The organism is Streptomyces sp. NBC_00178, from assembly GCF_036206005.1.
Classification (GTDB): domain Bacteria; phylum Actinomycetota; class Actinomycetes; order Streptomycetales; family Streptomycetaceae; genus Streptomyces.
The window spans coordinates 6993111-7008384 of the sequence record NZ_CP108143.1 but is presented as its reverse complement, the minus strand read 5'-3'; the positions used below and the strand labels follow the sequence as shown (position 1 = coordinate 7008384).

At 71.2% G+C, this 15274-nt stretch carries 15 protein-coding genes; 9 read left to right on the top strand and 6 right to left on the bottom strand.

The window, feature by feature from the left end; all coding sequences use genetic code 11:
* Positions 1-111: 111 nt before the first annotated feature.
* Complete coding sequence (locus OHT61_RS30870; RefSeq protein ID WP_329042720.1) at positions 112-2217, top strand: AfsR/SARP family transcriptional regulator; 2106 nt, start codon at positions 112-114, stop codon at positions 2215-2217.
* A 125-nt stretch (positions 2218-2342) separates the two neighbouring features.
* On the opposite strand, the gene OHT61_RS30865 is transcribed toward OHT61_RS30870, so the two are convergent.
* The gene (locus OHT61_RS30865) at positions 2343-2987 is read right to left on the bottom strand and encodes a DsbA family oxidoreductase (protein WP_329042719.1); all 645 of its coding nucleotides are present in this window, start codon (positions 2985-2987) and stop codon (positions 2343-2345) included.
* 417 nt (positions 2988-3404) lie between these two features.
* Here OHT61_RS30865 and OHT61_RS30860 point away from each other — a divergent pair, with 417 nt between their 5' ends.
* Positions 3405-4523: an NAD(P)/FAD-dependent oxidoreductase gene (locus tag OHT61_RS30860; RefSeq protein ID WP_329042717.1), complete on the top strand. Its 1119-nt coding sequence runs from the start codon at positions 3405-3407 to the stop codon at positions 4521-4523.
* 246 nt (positions 4524-4769) lie between these two features.
* Here OHT61_RS30860 and OHT61_RS30855 read toward each other — a convergent pair whose 3' ends face one another.
* Positions 4770-5288 (bottom strand): cupin domain-containing protein, encoded by a 519-nt coding sequence (locus OHT61_RS30855; protein ID WP_329042715.1) that lies wholly within the window; start codon positions 5286-5288, stop codon positions 4770-4772.
* Between the two features lie 269 nt (positions 5289-5557).
* On the opposite strand from OHT61_RS30855, the gene OHT61_RS30850 reads away from it, so the two are divergent.
* A complete protein-coding gene (locus OHT61_RS30850) occupies positions 5558-6166 on the top strand; it encodes an ArsR/SmtB family transcription factor (RefSeq protein WP_329042712.1) in 609 nt (202 codons plus the stop codon).
* The gene (locus OHT61_RS30845) at positions 6163-7440 is read left to right on the top strand and encodes an MFS transporter (RefSeq protein WP_329042710.1); all 1278 of its coding nucleotides are present in this window, start codon (positions 6163-6165) and stop codon (positions 7438-7440) included. Before OHT61_RS30850 ends, OHT61_RS30845 begins: the two co-directional genes overlap by 4 nt.
* A gap of 228 nt (positions 7441-7668) precedes the next feature.
* Here the strand turns inward: OHT61_RS30845 and OHT61_RS30840 are convergent, their stop codons facing one another.
* The 3 genes from OHT61_RS30840 to OHT61_RS30830 are packed head-to-tail and all read right to left on the bottom strand — an operon-like array spanning position 7669 to position 10469.
* Positions 7669-8373, bottom strand: a complete 705-nt coding sequence (locus tag OHT61_RS30840) for an NADPH-dependent F420 reductase (protein ID WP_329042708.1) — start codon at positions 8371-8373, stop codon at positions 7669-7671.
* Between the two features lie 19 nt (positions 8374-8392).
* Positions 8393-9424: an LLM class flavin-dependent oxidoreductase gene (locus tag OHT61_RS30835; RefSeq protein WP_329042706.1), complete on the bottom strand. Its 1032-nt coding sequence runs from the start codon at positions 9422-9424 to the stop codon at positions 8393-8395.
* Complete coding sequence (locus OHT61_RS30830; RefSeq protein ID WP_329042704.1) at positions 9417-10469, bottom strand: LLM class flavin-dependent oxidoreductase; 1053 nt, start codon at positions 10467-10469, stop codon at positions 9417-9419. The genes OHT61_RS30835 and OHT61_RS30830 overlap by 8 nt, the downstream gene beginning before the upstream one ends.
* Positions 10470-10534: 65 nt before the next feature.
* On the opposite strand from OHT61_RS30830, the gene OHT61_RS30825 reads away from it, so the two are divergent.
* The 5 genes from OHT61_RS30825 to OHT61_RS30805 all read left to right on the top strand — a co-directional run bounded on the left by OHT61_RS30825 (position 10535) and on the right by OHT61_RS30805 (position 14697).
* Positions 10535-11047, top strand: a complete 513-nt coding sequence (locus OHT61_RS30825) for a MarR family winged helix-turn-helix transcriptional regulator (RefSeq protein ID WP_329042703.1) — start codon at positions 10535-10537, stop codon at positions 11045-11047.
* Positions 11048-11379: 332 nt separating this feature from the next.
* A complete protein-coding gene (locus tag OHT61_RS30820) occupies positions 11380-11922 on the top strand; it encodes a hypothetical protein (protein ID WP_329042702.1) in 543 nt (180 codons plus the stop codon).
* A 5-nt stretch (positions 11923-11927) separates the two neighbouring features.
* Positions 11928-12626 carry a DedA family protein gene (locus OHT61_RS30815; RefSeq protein ID WP_329042700.1) on the top strand — a complete coding sequence of 233 codons (699 nt, stop codon included), beginning with the start codon at positions 11928-11930 and terminating at the stop codon, positions 12624-12626.
* A gap of 187 nt (positions 12627-12813) precedes the next feature.
* Positions 12814-13995 carry a sensor histidine kinase gene (locus OHT61_RS30810; RefSeq protein WP_329042699.1) on the top strand — a complete coding sequence of 394 codons (1182 nt, stop codon included), beginning with the start codon at positions 12814-12816 and terminating at the stop codon, positions 13993-13995.
* Between the two features lie 3 nt (positions 13996-13998).
* A complete protein-coding gene (locus OHT61_RS30805) occupies positions 13999-14697 on the top strand; it encodes a response regulator transcription factor (protein ID WP_329042698.1) in 699 nt (232 codons plus the stop codon).
* A gap of 105 nt (positions 14698-14802) precedes the next feature.
* Here the strand turns inward: OHT61_RS30805 and OHT61_RS30800 are convergent, their stop codons facing one another.
* Positions 14803-15273: a winged helix-turn-helix transcriptional regulator gene (locus tag OHT61_RS30800; RefSeq protein ID WP_329042697.1), complete on the bottom strand. Its 471-nt coding sequence runs from the start codon at positions 15271-15273 to the stop codon at positions 14803-14805.
* Between the last annotated feature and the right edge of the window lies 1 nt (position 15274).

The following is a 15274-nucleotide window of genomic DNA, read 5'->3' as shown; positions in this document are numbered from 1 at the left end:
GTGGGCGCCGTTTTCCCCGCCGTCATCGGCCTTGGGCGACGGCGGCCCCCACGCCGTGCAGGCGGAAGGCGGTGCCAGGTGAACGACAGCGGAAAACCCACGGATGCGCCGGTGCGCTATTCCATCCTCGGCACGGTACGGGCCGTGCGCGGGGACACCGAGCTCGACGTCGGGCCCCCCAAACGGCTGGCTCTGCTGTCGCTCCTGCTGCTGCGCGCGCCCGGCCCCGTCTCGCTGAGCGACGCCGTCGACGTCCTGTGGGACGACGAGCCGCCGGCCAGCGCCGTCAACGTCGTGCACCGCCACATCGGTGCGCTGCGGAAACTGCTGGAACCCGGCCTGCGCAGCCGGACCGACGCCGAACACCTGTCACGGGCCGCCGACGGCTACCGCCTCCTGGCCGACGCCTCGACCTCCGACCTCCTGCGCTTCCGCGACCTGCGCGCACGAGCCCGGCTCGCTCTGGACAGCGGCGACCCCGCGCAGGCGGCGACGGACTTCATCGAGGCTCTTCGCCTGTGGCGCAGCCCCGTAGTCGCCGACGGCACACCCGTCGCGTGGCATCCCGTCTTCACGTCCGTCGGGCACGAGTTCGTCGCCACGGCCAAGGAGGCGGCCGACGTCGTCCTGGGCGCCGCCCCCGCACTGACGGAGGAGATCCTGTCCGTCCTGCGCTGCGCCGTGGAGGACCACCCGTTCGACGAGGCGATCCACTCCCGCATCATCGCCGCCCTTGCCGCCACCGGCCGCCAGGCCGAAGCACTGAAGCAGTTCGAGGGCATCCGCCGCACACTCGCCGACGAACTCGGCGTCGAGCCCGGTCCCGGTCTGCGCGCGGCGAGGCGGCACTTCCTGCAGCGCGGCTGCGCGCAGCGTGCCGCCAAGGAACTGACGCCACGGGCGACACAACCGCGGGTTCCACCGCATCTGCCGGCGAACCCCGTCGCGTTCGTCGGCCGCCACGAGGTGGCGAACCGGATCCTGGACCTCGCCACCAGGGGCGGCGGGACCGAACCGCCGGCGGCGGCGGTCGCGATCAGCGGTATGGCCGGAGTCGGGAAGACGACACTGGCCGTGCACTGTGCCCATCTGGCCGCGGAGCGTTTCCCCGACGGACAGGTCTACGTGGATCTGCGCGGGCACCACCCCGACCGGGCGCGCCTCGACCCGGCCCAGGCGATGACCGCGGTGCTGGACGCGCTGGGCGAGGGCCGGAGCGGAGGCGATCTCGATGCCGCCTCGCTCGGCTCCGTCTACCGGACCGCCCTCGCGGGGCGCCGTCTGCTCCTGGTGCTCGACGACGCGGCGCACTGCGAGCAGGTTAGGCCTCTGCTCCCGGTGACTCCGGGTTCCCTGGTGATCGTCACCAGCCGCAGAAAACTGGAGGGGCTCGCCGTCACCCACGACGCCGAAGTCCTCACCCTCGACCCCATGCCCCCGCGGGAGAGCCTTCAACTGCTCGAGCGTCGTCTCGGCTCCGCCCGGATCAGGAGCGAGACGGCCCACGCCGACGAGATAGTCGAACTGTGCGGGGGGCTGCCGCTGGCGCTGGCCGTGGTGGGCACCCGCGCGCTCACGGGACCGCGGCCCGCCCTCGCCACGCTCGCGGCCGAGCTGAGGCACGGTCTTCTCGCCCTGTTCAGCGGCGACCCCCGTACGGACGCCCGGAGTGTGTTCCAGCGCTCGTACGAGACGCTCAGTGTGGGTGGCGCCCACCTGTTCCGGTCCCTGAGTCAGCACCCCTCACCGGAGATCACCCTGAGGGCCGCGGCCAGCCTCGCCGACACCGACCTGCACATCACGCGCAGGAACCTGGCCGAACTCGCCGACCATCACCTGCTCGTCGAGCACGTCTCGGGCAGGTACACCTGTCACGAGCTGCTGCGCGCGTTCGCGGAAGAGCTGAGCTCCGCCCTGGATCCGGGTCCTGCCCGCTCCGAGGCCCGCGCCAGGATGTTCGAGCACTACGTGTACAGCGCCGACGCGGCGACGGCGCTGCTCGCGCCGCACCTCAGGACGCTGATCCTGCCTCCGCCGCGTCCCGGCGTCCATCCCCAGGAGTTCCACGGGAGTGCCGAGGCCGCGGAGTGGGTGAGCGCCGAGCGTCATCTCCTGCCGGCGCTCGTCAGAGCCCTGGACCACTATCCCCGTGCCGCGGCCTTCCAGAGGCAGCTCACCTCGACGATGAAGATGTCGCTCCACCCGAGCTTCGGGTGAGGCACGGCGGCACCGGTCCCTCGCACGGCCGGCGAGGGGAACGTGCGCGGTCGGCGGCCGTGGCGCGTGGCGTCCGAGGGCCGGAGCGGGGGCAGGTGCGCTGCGGCTCACCCGCCCCCGGGACCTCAGGCGGCCGACTGGTCCGCCCAGGCCTGCTCCAGCGCCCGGGTGAAGGCCGCGGGCGCCTGGACGCCGTTCACGCCGTAGCGTCCGCCCAGCACGAAGAAGGGCACTCCGCTCACACCGATCTCGGAGGCGCGCCGCTCATCGGACCGCACCTCGTCGGCGAACTTCTTGGGGTCGGCGAGCACCTCTCGTACCTCGGTCTCCTCCAGTCCCGCCTCGACGGCCAGAGCCACCACGGTCTCCGTGTCGTAGACGGAGCGCTTTTCGGCGAAGTTGGCCTGGAACGCGCGGTCCAGGAACTCGCCCTGCAGGCCGCGGGTCTTGGCGAAGTGGCTGAGCCGGTGCAGGTCGAAGGTGTTGCCGAAGACACGTCCGCCCACGCGGAACTCCAGCCCCACCGCGTTCGCCATGGAGGCGGCCTGGTGCTCGCGGTCGACCTGCTGCTGGTGGGTGCGCCCGTACTGCGCCGCGACCGCGTCGATAATCGGCACGGTGCCGTTCTTCGCCTTGGGGTTGAGTTCGAACGACCGGTGGACCACTTCCACCTGGTCACGATGCGCGAAGTCGGCAAGCCCCTTGTTGAAGTGTTCCCGGCCGACGTAGCACCACGGGCAGGCGATATCGGTCCACATTTCGACGCGCATGATCTGATCTCCTGGTCTTCGGGGGTGCGGTCCCTGCGGAATCCGCTGCTGGGTGAGTCGCCCTGCCGCACGACGGCGGCGAGTGACTCCCGCCGTACGGCCGGTCTGTCGACGACCTGGTCCGAATAATAGACGACCGGCCGTCTTGTTCGAGAACGCCCCGGGTGCCCCATCCATTCCGCGGACGCGTCCACCGGATGCGCACCCTCGTCGGATCTGCCGCACCGACCCGCCGTGCCCGGCACACACGGAATGTCCACGCATCCCCCACGCGGTGCGGGTTCGGAGCCGCCGAAGCCCCGGCCTTGAACCTGAAAGCCCTCGTCAGGCGTGCAATGAGGGGCGCCATCGGCACACGGGCGGCACCGCACTCCGGATCACGAGCAGTCAGCACCAACGGAAAGAAGTGACCTGATCATGGCCATGGCCACGACCACGCGACGGGCCGTCATCATCGGCGGGGGGTACGCGGGAGTCCGCCTGGCCCGCCAACTGGACGCGGACGCCGACGTCACCCTGATCGACCTGAAGGAGGCGTTCTTCCACCGCGTCGCCTCACTTCGCGCGAGCACGGACGAGGACTGGACCTACGCCCCCTTCATCCCGTACGACTCGCTCCTGGCCAACGGCCGTGTCGTACGGAACAAGGCCGTCGGTGTGTCGACGGCCGAACGCCAGGTCGTCCTCGCGACGGGGCACCGGGTGCCGTACGACGTACTGGTGATCGCGACGGGGGCCGATTACCAGGAGCCCGCGCGCTTCACCGGATACAGCGTCGAGGAGGCGGCCGCCTCCTTCCGGAACCACCAGCACCGCGTCGCCCAGGCGCGCAGCATGCTGGTCGTCGGGGGCGGGCCCTCAGGCGTGGAGCTGGCCGCGGAGCTGCGTAAGGCCAACCCCGGCGCCACCGTGACCCTCGCGCATTCCGGCCGCCGGCTGCTGTCCAGGCACGGCACCGGCCGGATGGGGCGCCGGGCGAAGGCCTGGCTGGAACAGCACGACGTGAACATCCTGCTGGACACCGTCGTCTCCTCCGCGGGCGGAGTCGGCACGCGGTTGCGCGACCAGGCCGGCGGCCCGCTCGGCGCCGACGTCGTGTACTGGACGACGGGCACCACCCCCAACACTCTGTGGCTCCGGCTCGGGGGGCTGGGGGCCTGGCTCGACGAAAGCGGCCACATCATGGTGGACACCCACCTCCGGGTGCGGGGACAGCGGGACGTCTTCGCGATCGGCGACGTCAACGACGTGTCCGAGGCCAAGCTCAGCCCGTCCGCCATCGCTCAGGGCGAGGCGGCGGCGCACAACATCCGTACGTATCTGGACAACAGCAAGCACGGCAGCAGTCCCCGCCCCTACAAGCCGGCGCCGATGCGCATCTTCTCCGTGCCCTTCGGATCCGAGGCCGGCACCACACTCCTGCCGACGCTCGGACGCGATGTGGTCGTGCTCGGCAACAGGGCGACGGCGACGCTGAAGAGCAGAACCCTGGCGGTGCCCACCATGAAGAAGCTGCTGGGTCACATCGACGCGTGACGGGCGAAGGCTCGCCCGCGTCCGCGGGCGGGCAGTGGGTCGACGGCACAAGGGGGTCCGCATGGACGCGCAGGGGGGACAGCCGGCGCCCGCGCGGACCGCAGAGGGACAGCCGCGCGTGGACGCGCGAGCGCCGCCGCGTCGGGCCCGGGCGTACGCGTGGCCCGGGTCCATGAAACGACCGACCCGCCGTGCGCCACATGAGGCGGTCACGGCGGGAGCGGGAGGGGTGTACGGGTGCGCCCGTCAGGGCTGCGCCGGCCTGATGGTCTCCGACTTGCAGATCACCTGTATGGCCCGGGCGGTCATGTCGTCGTCGGTCGGAGGCGGCGTCTCCCCCGGGCGCGCGGGCGTGCTGTGGTCGAGCATGAGCTGTTCCAGACCGGCAGGCGTGTACATGAACAGCAGCTTCGCCGCGTGGTTGCCCCGGTTCTTGAAGCCGTGGCGGATCCCCGGGGGCACGTGGATGAAATCTCCCGCGACCGCGGTGAAAACGTGGTCACCGTCCACGAACTCGAGTTCACCGTCGATCAGGTAGAACGACTCGTCCTCCCGCGTGTGGGCGTGCGCGTCGGGACCGCCCCCCGCGGGAACGGTCGCCTCGACCAGCCCCAGCCGCCCCTGGGTCTGCTCACCCGTGATCTTGATGGTGTAGACGTCGTTGGCGCCCCACACCGTCGGACCGCGGCCCGACGGGACGTGGACCGCGCCACGCCTCGTCCAGATGGGATCGTCGGCGTCCACGTCCGTCAGCGAGAAACTCATGATCTTCAACTCCACTGGGCAGTTGGCGTTCGGCACCGGGAGGCTCCACCCCCGGTGCCGCGGTCACAGCCTTCCGGCCGGCCGACCAGCAGCGGCCCTTCTGATTCCGGCTTCCGGTTCCGGAAACCGAAGACCGTGAAATACATATTTGCCTAGTCAAAAACATGTGTCTCGATTCGTGGTCCGTCACCGGCGAGGCGCCGGGTGCCGCGCACGCACCGCGACAGGGGACTTGACTCCCGCACATCGTGAGAGAACACTCTCACGTCATGGAATCCCGCAATCACCTGGGCGATATCGAGATCAGTGACCCGCAGGCGATGCGGGCGTTGGCGCATCCGGTACGGCTCGCGATCCTCGACCGGCTGGGGCGGCACGGTCCGGCGACCGCGACCGAGCTCGCTCCCGACGTGGGAGCGACGCCGTCGGTCACCAGCTGGCATCTGCGTCATCTGGCCGGCTTCGGGCTGGTCCGCGACAGCGAGCAGGGCTCGGACCGCCGGCAACGCAGGTGGGAAGCGGTGGCGCGCGGCTTCCGGTTCGAGACGCCCCGGGATCCGGCGGACGAGGAGGGCCGGTCCGCCGCGCGGGTGCTGTCCCAGCAGATGTTCCTGCGCCATGCGGACCTGCCGGGCCGGTGGGCCGCCGAGGTGGAGCCCCAACTCGATCCGGCGTGGCGCAACTCGGCCGGACTGGCGAGCACCCGCCTCGTCGTGTCCCCCGAGGAACTCGCCGCGATCGAGGACGGGATCGAGCGCGTGCTCGCGCCGTACGTCACCCGGGACCCCGCTGAGCGGCAGCCCGACGCGCGCGGCGTCCACATGCTGCGCTACGTGCTGCCCGAAGCCGCGGCGGAACAACCCGGGCAGGCCCCGTGAAGGGGCGGGCTCCCGGGGCGATATCACTGTGGCGGGATCAGCGGTTCCGCCGCTTCTGGACCGGAAACGTGATCTCCCAGTTCGGCGACCGGATCACCGAGCTGGCCCTGCCCCTGATCGCCGTGGGCGCCCTGCACGCCTCGGCAGGCCAGGTCGCATGGCTGACCGCGCTCGTCTGGACCCCGAGCCTGCTCGCGATCCTTCTGGGGGCGTGGGTCGATCACCGGCCCCGCAGACGCCGTCTGATGATCCTCGCCGACCTGGTCCGCGCCGCCGCCCTGCTCAGCGTGCCGGCGGCCTACGCGTGGGGAGCGGTGACGCTCGTTCAGCTCTACGCCGTCGCGCTGCTCACGGGCGCGGCCGGGGTGCTGTTCAACACGGCCTATCCGCCGTTCTTCGTGAGCCTCGTCCCCCGCGCGTCCTACGTCGAAGCGAACAGCGGACTCAGTGCCGGCCGATCCGCGTCGCACGTAGCCGGCCCGGCCATCGGCGGCGCCCTGATCCAGTTGCTCACCGCTCCCGTGACCCTGGTCGTCGATGCCCTGACGTTCCTGGCATCGGCGATCCTGATCAGCCGGGTGTCGGTCGACGAGCCGCCGGTGGCGGCCGGCAGCTCGGCACCCTCGCTTCTGCGGCGGGCGAGGGAGGGACTTGTTCTCGTCGTCCGTCACCCGGTGCTCCGGGCCTGCCTCGGGTGCGCCGCGACCGTCAACTTCTTCACGTTCCTCGCAGGCGGTGGGCTGGTCGTGCTCTTCGCCAGCCGGGACCTCGGGCTCTCCCCTGGCGTCATCGGCCTCGCGTTCGGCGTCGGCGCCACGGGATCCCTGGTCGGTGCCCTGGTCGCTCCTGGGGTGTCACGACGCATCGGAGTGGGACGCACCATTGCCGTGGGAGCGGTGGCCTTCCCCGCGCCGATCGCCATCGCCGCCGCCGCGGGCGGACCCTTGTGGCTCCGTGCCGGAGTTCTGGCCGCTTCCGAGTTCCTGTCCGGCGTCGGGGTCATGCTGTTCGACGTCAACCTCAATGCCCTGCAGACGACGGTGGTCCCCGACGGCCTGCGCAGTCGTACCGCGGGTGCGTTCAGCACCATCAACTACGGGGTGCGGCCCGTGGGCGCCGTCGCGGGCGGCGTCCTGGCCACGGTCATCGGGCTGAGGGCCACCCTCCTCGTCGCCGCACTGGGCGGGGCCCTGTCCCTGCTCTGGCTGCTGCCGTCACCGATACCCCGCATCCGCTCCCTGACGCCACGACCGGCTGTGGACGCGGCAGGCTGACCCGGGCACCGGCGAATTCCGGGCCTTTCCCGCGCGGTGCACGGGCGGTGGTGCCGGTCCGGCACAACAGCTTCGGCGAGAATCCGAACGCCCGGTGAAGCACGGTTCGGGCACGGGCAGCCGTGCGAATCCTCTGCCCGCCCAGGTCCCCCTGAGCGGGCGCGCACCGCGTCGCCGGGCGCGCCACGACGGCCGCCACCCGGCAGGGGGAAGCCGCGACCCGTGAGGTCAGTCGCCCACGCGCACGGCGGTTCCGGCATCGCCGAGACCGGCCCGGCCGTGCTCCGCCTCGGCGAAACGGTCGAGCATGCCGCGCAGTTCCTCCGCACTGACGTTGGCACCGAATGCCTCGGTTCCCGGCTGCAGCGCCCTGCCGGCGGCGAGGGAGCCGGCGGTGACCGGATCGAAGCCCAGGTTGTTCACGATCAGGGATGCGACGACCCTGTCGTCCAGGTCGTCACCCGCCACGGCGATCGCCTTGCGTCCGGGCACACCGGCGGAACGGGCCTCGTCCTCCAGGTCGTGGTAGCCCATGTGGTTGAACGCCTTGACCACTCGGGACTCCGGCAGGAACCTCTGGACGATCTCACTGGTCGAGACGTCGGGGCCGGTGAAGTCGTCGCGTATGCCGTCGACTTCCCACCAGTAGTTCATCGCGTCGATGACCAGCTTGTCCCGCAGGTGCTCGCCGGGAATGCTCTTGTACTTCCCGAGGGGGAGCGCAAGGATCACGGCGTCCGCCCCGGCGGCCTCCGCCGCCGTGACCGCCACCGCGCCCGTGGCCAGGACGTCGACGGTCAGAGCGATGTCGTCGGGTGAGCCCGACCCCGCGACGAGTACCCGGTAGCCGGCGGACAGGGCGAGCCTGGCCAGCACGGTCCCCACTTTTCCCGCTCCGAGGATGCCGATGGTGCGGACGCTTTCGATGTCCATGACGTCTCCAGTCAGGAATTCAGTCGGCGAGGATGTCGCGGACCATGGGGATGACCTTGGTGCCGTAGAGCTCGACGGCCCGGAGGCGGGCGCTGATCGGCTGGGCTCCGGCGGCGTAGATGAGGTCGAACCTGCCGACGCCGAGCCCGCGGACCGCGTTGGCGATCTTTCGTGCGACCGTCTCCGGCGAGCCGACGTACAGGGAGCCGTGCTCGATCTCCGCTTCGTACTCCTCACGACGCACCGGGGGCCAGCCGCGGAGCGCGCCGATGCGGTCGCGAATGGCACGGTAGGCAGGCCAGTGCACCTCCCGGGCCTGTTCGTCCGTGTCGGCCACGAACCCGGGCGAGTGCATCCCGACCGGGTGCGCGGTGGTCCCGAACTGCGCGGCGGCCCGCTGGTACAGGTCGATGTAGGGGGCGAAGCGCTCGGGGGATCCGCCGATGATGGCGAGCATGAGCGGGAGTCCGTGGCGCGCGGTGCGGACGACCGACTGCGGGGAACCGCCCACACCGACCCAGGTGGACAGGTGGCCGGACTCGGTCGGCGGGAACACCTCCACGTTGTCCAGAGCCGCCCGGACGGTACCCTCCCACGTGACGGGCTTCTCGTCGAGCAGCCTCACGAAAAGGTCGAGCTTCTCCTCGAAGAGCACGTCGTAGTCGGCGAGGTCGTAGCCGAACAGGGGGAAGGACTCGGTGAAGGAGCCCCGGCCGAGGATGACCTCGGCCCGCCCCTCGGAGAGCGCGTCGACCGTGGCGAAGCGCTGGAACACCCGGACCGGGTCGTCGGAGCTGAGCACGGTCACGCCGGAGGAGAGGCGCATGCGCTTGGTGCGGGTGGCGATTCCGGCGAGGACGGTCTCCGGCGAGGACACCGAGTACTCGGGACGGTGGTGCTCGCCGAGCGCCAGGACGTCGACGCCGATGTCGTCCGCGAGGACGGCCTCCTCGACGGTCTGACGGATCGATCTCGCGTGGGTGACGGGCACGCCGTTGTCGTCGACGGGCACGTCACCGAATGTGTCCAGGCCGATGACCAGATCAGACATGTGCGGACTCCTTGCTGAGAATGGCACGCACCCTGGGCGCCACTTCCTGTCCCAGCAGCTCGATCGTGCGAGCGCGGGCCTGGAGCGGGAGGTGCATGATGTCGTACTTGAGGTCGAACCGGCTGAGGTTCAGGTCGCGGGCCGCCGTGGCGATCTTGCGGGCGACGGTGTCGGGAGAGCCCACGAAGAGCGCACCGGTCTTGCGCTCGGATTCGAAGCGGTCACGGGTCGGCCGGTAGAAGCCCCGCTCCTCCGCGAGCGCCCGTGAGACGGGTTCCCAGTAGGTCCACCAGGTCTCGGCCGCCTCCTCGTCGGTGTCGGCGATGAGCCCCAGTGAGTGCTGACCGACCGGCTGCGGGGCGTGCCCGGCCTGCTGGAGCGTCTTCTGGAAGAGGTCGACGTGTCCGGCGAAGCGCTGGGGGCGTCCACCGATGATGGCGAGCATCAGGGGCAGGCCGTAGCGGCCGGCGCGGACGACGGAATGAGGACTGCCGCCCACTCCTATCCAGGTGGGAATGCCGCCGGGCCGCATCCGGGGACGCAAAAGCTGCTCGACGAGGGGGCTGCGCGTGGTACCCGTCCACGTGACGGCTTCCTCCCTCTGCAGACGCGTGAACAGTTCGAGCTTCTCCTCAAAGAGTTCCTCGTAGTCGGCGAGGTCGTAGCCGAACAGGGGGAACGACTCCGTCGCCGAGGCACGGCCGAGCACGAGTTGTGCGCGGCCGTCCGACACCGCGTCGAGCGTGGCGAAGTCGTGGTAGAGCCGGACGGGGTCGTTGGTGCTCAGAACGGTCACCGAGGTTCCGAGGCGTATGCGCTCGGTCGCCACGGCCATGGCGGAGAGCAGTACGGGGGCGGCGCTGTCCACGTGCCCGGGCCTGTAGTGCTCCCCGAGGCTGAAGACGTCCACTCCCGAGTTCTCGGCGAGCCTGGCCTCCTGGACGAGCAGCCGCACCGTCTCGGCATCGCTGAGCACCCGACTGCCACCGTCCGTGGCGATGTCCCCGAACGAGTTCAGTCCGAACTCGAAGGTACTGACCGTCATGATCTGCTCCTCTGCGGACCTCCGGGCAGTGGAACCCGGGACGTAAACTAATTGCCACCGCAAGTATGCATCATATGATTGACACGTCAACTAGAGAGGCGGCCGTGATGGCGCAGGGCGGGAAGTACCCCACCGCAGGGGAAATCCGGATCTGGCGGGACTACATCGAGACCGCCGAGGCGCTGCGCTCCGAGATCGCGTCGCGACTCCAGAACGACTCCGCCCTGTCTCCGGGCGACTACTCCGTGCTGCTCGCGCTGAGCGAGGAGCACGGCCGACGGCTGCGGTCGTCCGACCTCGCCGCGGCCGTCGGATGGGAGCGTAGCCGGCTGTCCCATCACCTCCGGCGCATGGAGAGCCGCGGGCTGGTCTGGCGCGACGAATGCGTCGCCGACAGCCGTGGCGCAGAGGTCGTACTCACCGAAGCGGGGGCCGAGGCGCTGAGCGAAGCCACGCCGTCCCACCTGCGGGCCGTACGGGAGCTGTTCCTCACCCCCCTCTCCCCCGAGCAGACCACTGCCGTCAGAAACGTCACCGCGACACTTCGCGCATCCCTCGACGCACACTCGGGGCTCTGAAGCGGACTGACCCGGTCAGCCACCCCGGCGACCGTGGCGACACGGGCCACAGGTATTTGCCTCGTCAAGCAAATAGCGTATGGTTGAGGCATCAACCAAGTGGGGTGATCAGCCGTGGGAAACCACGTCACACAGGCACGGGCGTCCGTGTACGAGCCCGGGCTCCAGGACCGGTGCTCCGCCGCCGTCGCGCGCGAGGGGTACGGAGGGGTCGCACGCCGGACTCCACGAGTGGCGGGAGCCGCGATGACGCCCCCGCGAACGGCGCGCGTCGCCCTCGGCGCCGAACTCCCTCCCGCCACACCGGCGGCCCGGCCGGCACGGAGTGCGCGATGAACGAGATAGCGGCCGTCGCTCCCTGGCCCGTCGTCGCGACGACCCTCCTGTGGCTCGCCCGCCGGCGTCCGTCCGTGTACGCCCGTGCGGCGGTCGCCCTGCTGTTGTCGTGCGCGGCCGGGCTGGTCTACGCGGGCTCCGCCGCCATGCAGGATCTACCGGCGAGGGAGGGGAGGCTGCTCCACGAGTACGTCGCACTGCCGGGTGTCCTGACGGGCTGGTACCTGCTGATGGCCCTGGCAGCGGTGGCCTGCATCCGGGCGGTACGCCCGCGCATCGCCGTCGCCGTCGGCGCACTGATCGGTGTCGCCGCGTCCGTCCTGGTCCTCCCCCACCATGAGCTCGCCGCCGTGTGGGGTGCGGTCGTCCCGCTGTGCAGCTGGTTCGTGGCGGGATGCCTCCAGCGCAGGAGCCTCTGGCCCCTGCCCGCTCCGGGTCCCTGGGATGCGCCGGAGCAGGCGGTGCCGTCACGGCCCGCCCCTCAGGCGGCAGGGGAACGTTCCGCCCGCGCGCTCGTACCGCTCCGACAGGCGGGATGACGGCCGTGCAGCCGAACAGCTTGATCGAGGCCGCCGGATGGTGGTCGTATGCGGTGGTGTTCGCCCTGACCGCCGCCGAGACCAGTGCCTTCGTGGGGCTGCTGATTCCCGGCGAGACCGCTGTGCTCATCGCCGCCGCGATCGCCGGGCGGGGGGATCTGAACGGCCCGCTCCTGGCGGTCGTCGTCGTCGCCGGGGCCATGACGGGCGACAACCTGGGCTTCGCGCTGGGACGCCGCTGTGCGCGGCGGCCCCGTCGGTCACGGGGCCGGGCGTTCCCGGGCGGCGCCCGGAGCGGCCGCACCTCGGCCTTCCTGCGGCGTCACGGCGGAGCCGCGGTGTTCACCGGCAAGTTCGTCGGCTTCGTGCGCACGTTCCTGCCGTATGCGGCGGGCTTCTCGGGCATGCCCTACCGCCGTTACGTCCTCTACAGCACCGCGGCATCGGTGGTGTGGGGCACGGGGAGCGTGCTCCTCGGCTACTACGCGGGAGCGGCCGCGACCGGGTTCGTCCACTCGACCGGGCTGGCCGGCGCCGCCGCGCTCGCGGCGGTGGGCGTTCCTGCGCTGATCGTCGGGAAGGCCGTGGCGCGCCGCCGGAGCCGGACCCTGCCCGGCGAATCGGCGATCGTCGCGTCGGGCGGCCCCCGGCGTCCCGTACGGCATGCCGCCGCACATGACTTCACCCGCGTCCGGGAGAGCTGAGTGGGCGCCTCTCCGTACCTGCCCGGCCCCGCGCCCCGATTCGGCCGAAGGCCGATGCCGGGCCGGTGCGGGGGCTCGGCCGTGCGGGGGCTCGGCGGAGGGGGCGTATATACCTTGGTCTAGGACTGCGGCGGAGGGTACGCCGGGAGTGGCTCCCGTGCCCTCCCGCGGCGTAGGTTGCGTACTTGTGAACGAGACGACCCGGGGCCGCGACAGCCGGACCCTGCTGCGCGACGCGGCGGCCGTCGGCATCGCGGCCGCGTTGACCGTGGTCGGCTCCGTGTACGCGCAGCGATCGGGACTGTGGCTGTATCCCCGGCTCACCGACCGCCGCAGTGTGACACCCGGCCTGTCGATCGTCGACCTCGACGGGCTGCTGCTGCCCGTGGCGGCGTGCCTGCTGCTGTGGTGGCGACGCGCCCGGCCGGTGGGGGTCGCGGTGACGCTGACCCTCCTGTGCACCCTTCTCCCCGTGGCTCCCGCCGCCGCGATCGCGCTCTTCACCGTCGCGGCCCTCTGCGACACCCGCGCGACGCGGCGGGTGATCGCCGTGGGCCTCGTGCCCGTTCCGCTGTGCCTGGCGGTGCCGGGAAGGTTCGACTCCGCACATGTCACCGCCGCGGTGACGGGCACCCTGCTGGTGACGGGATCGGCCGGCTGGGGACTCTTCGTACGGGGACTGCGCGAACGCGCCGCACGGGCCGAACGGGAGAAGCACCTCGGCGCGGAGGAGGCCCGCCGCCGTGAGCGCGAGGTCATCGCCCGCGAGATGCACGACGTACTGGCCCACAGGCTCTCCCTCCTGAGCCTGCACGCCGGCGCTCTGGTGTTCAACCCGCACGCACCTGCCGATGAGATCAAGCAGGCGGCCGAGGTGGTCGCGCACAGCGCCCGCCAGGCCATGGAGGACCTGCGGCAGGTGCTCGGCGTACTGCGCACCCCGCTCACCCCGGACGGCGCCGGGACGGAACCGCCCCAGCCCACGCTCCGCGACCTGAACTCGCTGATAGCGGAGAACCGTGCTGCCGGTATGGACATCGCCATGGAGATGCGGCTCGCCCAGGCGCAGTCGCTGGACGACTTCACCAGCCGCACCGTGTACCGGATCGTTCAGGAGGCACTGACGAACGCCCGGAAACACGCCCCGCGGGAGGACGTACGGGTCGTTCTCACCGGGTCGCCCGACAGCGGGGTTCGCCTGGAGGTGGCCAACGCGCTTCCGGATCCCCCGCCCCGTGTGCCGCCCCCCGGAGCCGGGCTGGGCCTCATCGGGCTGGCGGAGCGCGCGGCCCTGGCCGGTGGACGGCTGACCTACGGGAGCGGCTCGGGATCACACGTGGTCACGGCCAGCCTGCCGTGGAGCAGGTGAGAGATGACGGAGAACAGTGTGATCCGCGTACTCCTGGCCGACGACGATGCGCTGGTCCGTGCCGGACTCCGCATGATGCTGGGGGCCGCCGAGGACATCCTGGTGGTGGCCGAGGCGTCCGACGGCCAGGAGGTTCCCGCGCTGGTCGACGCCCACGCGCCCGACCTGGTCCTCATGGACATCCGCATGCCCACCATGGACGGCATCGAGGCCACCCGCCTGCTCCGGGCACGTGCCAATCCGCCCGACGTCATCATGCTCACGACGTTCACCACCGACACGTACGTGCTGCGGGCCCTGCAGGCCGGCGCGACCGGCTTCCTGCTGAAGCACACGGTGCCGGAGGACATCGTGTCCGCGCTGCGCAGGGCGGCCGCCGGCGAGGCGGTGCTCTCCCCCGACGCGCTGCGCCGGCTCATCGACGTCGTGACCACGACCGCCCCCTCGATGCCCGGCTCGGACGCCCCGCACCCGGATCAGGCCAGGACGGACAACGCCCTGGCGCTGCTCGACCGTCTGGGGGCGCGGGAGCGGGAGGTGGCCGTCGCGATCGGGGAGGGCAGGACGAACGCGGCGATCGCCGCCGCGCTCTACATGAGCGTCCCCACCGTCAAGGCGCACGTCTCCCACATCCTGACGAAGCTGGACCTGAACAACAGGGTGCAGATCGCGCTTCTGGTGTACCGGAGCGGACTGGTCTAGCTCCTGTACACCCGTCGCTCCTGCGGCGTGTACGGGGCTGCCCTGCCGGCTGCGGCGCGCAGACGGTGCCCGGCCGACGGCAGGGGCGCCCGTTCCGGCTCCTCATCACGGCTGCCCGCTCCGCGCGGGCATCGCGGGTCCCTCCGTGCCGTCCGTCACGGTCACGAGGCCGCCTCCCTCCAAGGGGTCGCCGCACCCGGCACAGACGACCCGCGTCTCCACGTCGGCACCGCACGTGTGCAGGAACCGGGGCGCGGGCGGCGGGTTCTCCAGGTGCCGCAGACCCCACCCGCGGAGTCCGATCAGCACGGGTTCCAGGTCCTGCCCCGCAGGGGTCATGTGGTACTCGAAACGAGGAGGGCGGTCCTGATAACGGCGGCGCTCCAGGATTCCCGCGGCCTCCAGCGATCTGAGCCGCTTCGTGAGGACGTCCCTCGGAGCCCCGGTGTTGGCGTGGATGCCGGCGTACCGCCGGACACCCATGAACACCTCCCGCAGGACGAGGAGCGACCAGCGCTCTCCTACGAGATCGAGGGTTCCGGCGATGGGGCACGCGCGCGGCTGGACTTCGGTCATA

Excerpts from the sequence above, each read along its gene's own strand:
- OHT61_RS30865 (WP_329042719.1), bottom strand. The coding sequence starts at position 2,987 with ATGCGCGTCGAAATGTGGACCGATATCGCCTGCCCGTGGTGCTACGTC.
- OHT61_RS30860 (WP_329042717.1), top strand. The coding sequence starts at position 3,405 with ATGGCCATGGCCACGACCACGCGACGGGCCGTCATCATCGGCGGGGGG.
- OHT61_RS30855 (WP_329042715.1), bottom strand. The coding sequence starts at position 5,288 with ATGAGTTTCTCGCTGACGGACGTGGACGCCGACGATCCCATCTGGACG.
- OHT61_RS30850 (WP_329042712.1), top strand. The coding sequence starts at position 5,558 with ATGGAATCCCGCAATCACCTGGGCGATATCGAGATCAGTGACCCGCAG.
- OHT61_RS30840 (WP_329042708.1), bottom strand. The coding sequence starts at position 8,373 with ATGGACATCGAAAGCGTCCGCACCATCGGCATCCTCGGAGCGGGAAAA.
- OHT61_RS30835 (WP_329042706.1), bottom strand. The coding sequence starts at position 9,424 with ATGTCTGATCTGGTCATCGGCCTGGACACATTCGGTGACGTGCCCGTC.
- OHT61_RS30830 (WP_329042704.1), bottom strand. The coding sequence starts at position 10,469 with ATGACGGTCAGTACCTTCGAGTTCGGACTGAACTCGTTCGGGGACATC.
- OHT61_RS30825 (WP_329042703.1), top strand. The coding sequence starts at position 10,535 with ATGCATCATATGATTGACACGTCAACTAGAGAGGCGGCCGTGATGGCG.
- OHT61_RS30820 (WP_329042702.1), top strand. The coding sequence starts at position 11,380 with ATGAACGAGATAGCGGCCGTCGCTCCCTGGCCCGTCGTCGCGACGACC.
- OHT61_RS30805 (WP_329042698.1), top strand. The coding sequence starts at position 13,999 with ATGACGGAGAACAGTGTGATCCGCGTACTCCTGGCCGACGACGATGCG.
- OHT61_RS30800 (WP_329042697.1), bottom strand. The coding sequence starts at position 15,273 with ATGACCGAAGTCCAGCCGCGCGCGTGCCCCATCGCCGGAACCCTCGAT.